This window comes from Curtobacterium sp. MCBA15_016 (assembly GCF_001865105.1).
Lineage (GTDB): Bacteria > Actinomycetota > Actinomycetes > Actinomycetales > Microbacteriaceae > Curtobacterium.
This window is the reverse complement of sequence record NZ_MJGR01000024.1, coordinates 128,277-130,758: the sequence shown is the minus strand read 5'-3', so window position 1 is coordinate 130,758 and position 2,482 is coordinate 128,277. Positions and strand designations below refer to the sequence as shown.

Here is a 2,482-nt window from a genome sequence, read left to right as displayed (position 1 = left end):
TTGGTGTGGGTGTTCACCCGTGGTGGGGGCGGCACGTCCGTCGCCGTCCGGGAACGCTCCGGCGACGACCAGGTCACCGTCAACGTCGCCCTCGTCCGCGACGTCGTCGACCACGAACTCGACGGCGTCCGCGACGTCATCAGCGCCCGCGTCGACACGTACCTCGTCCGCCGGCAACGCGCCGCACGCATCCGCGTCGCGGTCCGCCGCGGCGGCGACGCCGTCACCGTCCTCACCGCCGTCGACCGGGCCATCACCGTCCTGGACCGCACCCTCGGCCGGCAGATCCCGGTCCTCGTCCACCTCACCGGCGGCACCCGCTCCACCCTCGCCAAATCCACCCGCGTCCACTGACAGCCGTCAGCCGGACGTGACCCGGGCCTCCCGGCCCATCAGACCACCACCCACCGGGCACGCGCCCGACCGATGAAAGGACCCGTCATGGGACTCGACGACAAGATCAAGAACGCTGCTCAGGACCTCGCCGGCAAGGCGAAGGAAGCGGTCGGCAAGGCCACGAACGACGACTCGAAGGTCGCCGAGGGCCAGAAGGACCAGGCCGCCGCGAGCGTCAAGCAGACCGGCGAGGACGTCAAGGACGTCTTCAAGAAGTAGGACGCACGAACCGTGTCGGGGCACTCGCCTGTCGAGTGCCCCGACGCGTTCCGGCGGACCGAACGAGGAGGAACCATGCAGCACGACCCGAATTCGCACACACAGGTCACCGAGGTGGCCCTGCCCGCGGAGCTCACGCAGCCGCTCCCAGACGACGCGAGCACCGTGGCGATCGTGGCCCGGACCGCGGCGGAGACCGCACTGGGCGTCCCCGGCGTGCACCACCTCGGCGGGATCGCCGCCCGCGCCGCCGACCAGTTCCGGCAGCAGCTCGGCCGCAGCGCCGGCACCGCTGGGGTGCAGGTCGACGACGAGGACGGCGCGCTGGGCGTGCGGGTCTCCGTCGTCGTCAGCTACCCGCACCCGGTGATCGCCGTCGCGGACGAGGTCCGCAAGCAGGTGACCGCGGCCACGCGCCAGGTCTCCGACGTCCCGACGTCCGTCGACGTCCGCGTGCTGGACGTGCACGGCCCGTTCGACGACGAGCAGTCGCCGCTCGGCCGCGCGGCAGAGGCCACCGGCGACGCGGTCAAGCAGGCCGCGACCGCCACCGCCGACGCCACCAAGCGAGCCACCGACGCCACCGGTGAGGCGCTCAAGGAGGCCGCGACGGTCACCGCGGACGCCACGAAGCGCGCCGCGTCCGCCACGGCCGACGTGACGAAGCGCACCGCCGAGGCAACGGCCGACGTCGCTCGACAGGCCGCCGACGCCACCCGCGACGCCGCGGAGGCCACCGTCGAGCAGGCCGGCAAGGCAGCCGATGCCACGGCCGACGCCACCCGCCGTGCGGCCGACGCGACCGCCGACGCCACGAAGCGTGCCGTCGACAGCGCGGCCGAGACCACCGGCAACGTCCGGGACGCGGCAGCGGAGGCGCTCGTCCGGTCCTCCGAGTTGGCAGCGGACGCCGCCGACTCGGCGAAGGACGCCGCGGCCGGCGCACGTGACGCCGTCGTCGACACCGTGACCGAGCCTGCTGCCACCGAGTCCGCGGCGCCCGCGGATCGTGCAGCTGCGGCTGCCGAGGCAGCGGAGGACGCTGCCGACGCCGCGGAGGACGCAGCCGCAGCAGCGGCCGAGTCGGCCGACGCAGCCGCACAGGCGGCCGTTGACGACGCACCGGTCGGGTCGGACACCGACGCACCGGTCGTGTCGGACACCGACGCGCAGGCCGGTCGGCACCGCCAGGACCGCTCGTGACCACCGCGTGGTCGGGCAACCGCCGGACGAAGGTCCGGCGGCCCCGCCCCCGCGGCGTCTGGATCGCGAGCGGCATCGGCGTCGTCCTGGTCCTCGGGACGCTGCTCGGTGCGTTCCTCCCCCTCGTCGGGTTCCTCGGCGGGGTCACCGCCACCACCGCCGGACTCGTCCCGTTCCCGTTCGTCCGGGTGACGATCGTGGCGCTGCTCGGGGCCGTCGTGGTCCTCGGGCTGCTGCTCCTGGCGTTCACCCGACGGCACACCACCACGGCGACGATCGCCGTCGTGGTCGCCGTCCTGGTCAGCATCGCCGTGACCGCGGTCCCGGTCGTCCTGGTGGCCGTCGGTTCGGCCGACCGCGCCGGCGACGTGTGGCCCATCGTCACGGAGCTCTGGAACCGCTTCACCGGCTGAGGTCCTCGGCCGCCCGCACCACCATCGAAGGAGTCCCCATGCGCAACCGCATCATCCTCATCGGCGCCATCGTCTTCATCGGGTTCTGGTTCGGCGCGCGCGCCACCCGCCCCGTGAACAAGAAGTCGAAGACCCAGACCGCGCGCGAGCTGTGGAACGACCCGCGTTCGCGGAAGGCACGCAAGAAGCTCGGCAAGAAGATCGCCAAGGCGACCAAGCACTGACACCACCGGAGGCGCGGTGCACGTGAC

5 protein-coding genes are annotated in these 2,482 nt (G+C 73.2%); all 5 read left to right on the top strand.

Annotated features, from left to right (window positions below):
- Window positions 1-354: hypothetical protein (locus BIV03_RS11130; protein WP_175475807.1), on the top strand; the 354-nt coding region annotated here is incomplete at its 5' end.
- Between the two features lie 87 nt (window positions 355-441).
- On the top strand, window positions 442-615 hold the full coding sequence (locus BIV03_RS11125; protein ID WP_070418037.1) for a CsbD family protein: 174 nt from the start codon (window positions 442-444) through the stop codon (window positions 613-615).
- Window positions 616-690: 75 nt separating this feature from the next.
- Window positions 691-1,818, top strand: coding sequence for an Asp23/Gls24 family envelope stress response protein (locus BIV03_RS11120; RefSeq protein ID WP_071295739.1), 1,128 nt, complete (start codon window positions 691-693; stop codon window positions 1,816-1,818).
- Window positions 1,815-2,231, top strand: coding sequence for an MFS transporter permease (locus BIV03_RS11115; RefSeq protein ID WP_071295738.1), 417 nt, complete (start codon window positions 1,815-1,817; stop codon window positions 2,229-2,231). The genes BIV03_RS11120 and BIV03_RS11115 overlap by 4 nt, the downstream gene beginning before the upstream one ends.
- A 38-nt stretch (window positions 2,232-2,269) precedes the next feature.
- Window positions 2,270-2,455: a hypothetical protein gene (locus BIV03_RS11110; RefSeq protein WP_070418034.1), complete on the top strand. Its 186-nt coding sequence runs from the start codon at window positions 2,270-2,272 to the stop codon at window positions 2,453-2,455.
- The last annotated feature ends 27 nt before the right edge of the window (window positions 2,456-2,482 follow it).

What these genes read in the sequence shown, in the direction of transcription:
- BIV03_RS11125 (WP_070418037.1), top strand. Translation starts at nt 442, where the DNA reads ATGGGACTCGACGACAAGATCAAGAACGCTGCTCAGGACCTCGCCGGC.
- BIV03_RS11120 (WP_071295739.1), top strand. Translation starts at nt 691, where the DNA reads ATGCAGCACGACCCGAATTCGCACACACAGGTCACCGAGGTGGCCCTG.
- BIV03_RS11110 (WP_070418034.1), top strand. Translation starts at nt 2,270, where the DNA reads ATGCGCAACCGCATCATCCTCATCGGCGCCATCGTCTTCATCGGGTTC.